This window comes from Vibrio sp. HI00D65, from assembly GCF_001635455.1.
Classification (GTDB): domain Bacteria; phylum Pseudomonadota; class Gammaproteobacteria; order Enterobacterales; family Vibrionaceae; genus Vibrio.
The window spans coordinates 1-2,006 of sequence record NZ_LWEH01000303.1 but is presented as its reverse complement, the minus strand read 5'-3'; the positions used below and the strand labels follow the sequence as shown (position 1 = coordinate 2,006).

Below are 2,006 nucleotides of genomic sequence, written 5' to 3'. Positions count from 1 at the left end.
TGCATGTCCATCTGGTACCTTGCCTTGCGCTTTGCCGGTAATCTTAGGCGCTATGCCTTGTACAAAGCCGTAAGCGATGGTCCAAGCAGCTAAGAAGCCACCAACCCAAGAGTGATCCCAACCAAATACGCTGCCAAGATAAATTGGCAAAGCAATCACAAACCACAAGTCACGAGCGCCAAACAAGAACATGCGTGCCGCCGACAGGATGTTGATCGATTCGGACTTAGAGAAGATCTGTTTGAACTTAGGCTTGGTTTTCGCCTTGCCCATGTCTGCCTCTAAACCCACTACACTGCCAATGAAGACTAAAGTCAGCACTACAGCCATCGTAAGCACTGCGCATTGGAAGCCAATCGTTGAAAGCAGTAAACCACCAATAAAGAAGCCTGCACCCTTAAGCGCATTCTTAGACCCAGTCAGAATCGCAATCCACTTATACAAAGCACCTTGCTGCTCATCCGGTACCAAGGTTTTGATTGAACTCTTGGCACTCATCTTATTAAGATCTTTAGCAATACCTGACAGCGCCTGCGCCGCCATTACCCAAGGAATCGTCAACATAGCCGATGGCAATGCCAACATACCCAAGGCAAAGACTTGCATCCCTAGGCCAATGTTCATGGTCTTATTGAGGCCAAGACGCGCCCCCAGCCAACCACCGATTAGGTTCGTCACCACACCAAAGAATTCATAGAAAAGGAACAGTGAGGCGATCTCTAACGAGCTGTAACCAAGGTCGTAAAAATAAAGGACCACCAGCATACGAAGTGCACCATCAGTTATGGTGAAATTCCAGTAGTTGAAAGTCACCAACATGTATTGGCGAACGCTCTTACTTAGATTTGAAAACATAATGCTATCTCTGCAACCAAAACAAAAAGAGCTTTTGGATCACGATAAGCTAAACACTCAAGATACCAAAAGCTCCTTGTCTAACAACGATGACTGTTAGCTATTCGCTACGCAATTAATATACTCAACCTGGATAGGTTTAGTAAAAGCACCTGGACGCAGTGCTTGAACTTCTTGAACGATCTTGTCGAGGTCCCAGCCTTTTTCTAACAGCAAGTGAGCAGCGAACAAACCTGTACGACCTGAACCGCCCATGCAGTGCATTGCGACTTTCGCACCACTATCAACGATTTTGTGTAGCTCTGGGCTTGCTGCTTGCCATTTCGCTGCAAACTCAGCACCCGGTGCACAATCGTCTTCGATTTCAATTTGGAACCACTGCATGCATAGCGCACGTATTTTCTCACCAAGTGCTGCCACGTCTTTGCTTGCAAGCTCTGCATCACCAAGCGCAGTCACGATAGCTTTAACGCCCTGCTCTTTCAGTTGTGCCAGAGATGCATCAAGATCAGCCTCTTTAGTACCTGGGCATGGAGTCAGAATCAGAGCGCCTTGCTCAAGGTCTAGTTGCCATGTTGGATGTGTCATAGTGTTGTCCCCTTAGTGCTCAGGTTTATGCTAAGCCGACAGTACGCACTAACTCTGCCGTACGTGTCGCGTAACCCATTTCGTTATCGTACCAAGCGTAGATCTTAACCATGCGCTTACCTACCAACATCGTTGATAGTGCATCTACGATTGTTGAACGTTGGTCACCCTTGTAGTCGATAGACACCAATGGACGCTCTTCAAAGCCAAGAATGCCTTTCAGTTCATTCTCAGACGCTTCTTTCAGCATCGCATTCACTTCTTCTACCGTCGTGTCTTGCTTCACTTCGAAGATGATGTCAGTCAGAGACGCGTTCGCTAGTGGTACACGAACCGCGTGGCCGTTGATGCGGTTTTCTAGCTCAGGGAAGATCTCAATAATCGCCTTAGCAGAACCCGTTGTAGTTGGGATTAAACTCATACCACATGCACGTGCACGACGTAGGTCTTTATGTGGCGCGTCTAAGATAGTTTGCGTGTTGGTTAGATCGTGAATCGTTGTGAATGACGCATTCTCGATACCAAGCTTCTCGTTGATCACTTTAACCACAGGTGCAATACAG

General features: G+C 47.3%; 2 protein-coding genes and 1 pseudogene. All 3 read right to left on the bottom strand.

Annotation, left to right across the window (positions count from 1 at the left end; genetic code table 11):
• Positions 1–855 (bottom strand): organoarsenical effux MFS transporter ArsJ (gene arsJ, locus A3712_RS19295; protein ID WP_063524706.1); only part of this gene is annotated, 855 nt, incomplete at its 3' end.
• 96 nt (positions 856–951) lie between these two features.
• Positions 952–1,443, bottom strand: a complete 492-nt coding sequence (locus tag A3712_RS19290; RefSeq protein ID WP_063524705.1) for a cyclin-dependent kinase inhibitor 3 family protein — start codon at positions 1,441–1,443, stop codon at positions 952–954.
• 25 nt (positions 1,444–1,468) lie between these two features.
• Positions 1,469–2,006, bottom strand: a pseudogene (locus A3712_RS19285) (ArsJ-associated glyceraldehyde-3-phosphate dehydrogenase); the annotation flags it as partial.

Bases quoted from the DNA above. Each gene is read 5' to 3' on its own strand.
- A3712_RS19290 (WP_063524705.1), bottom strand. From the start codon at position 1,443: ATGACACATCCAACATGGCAACTAGACCTTGAGCAAGGCGCTCTGATT.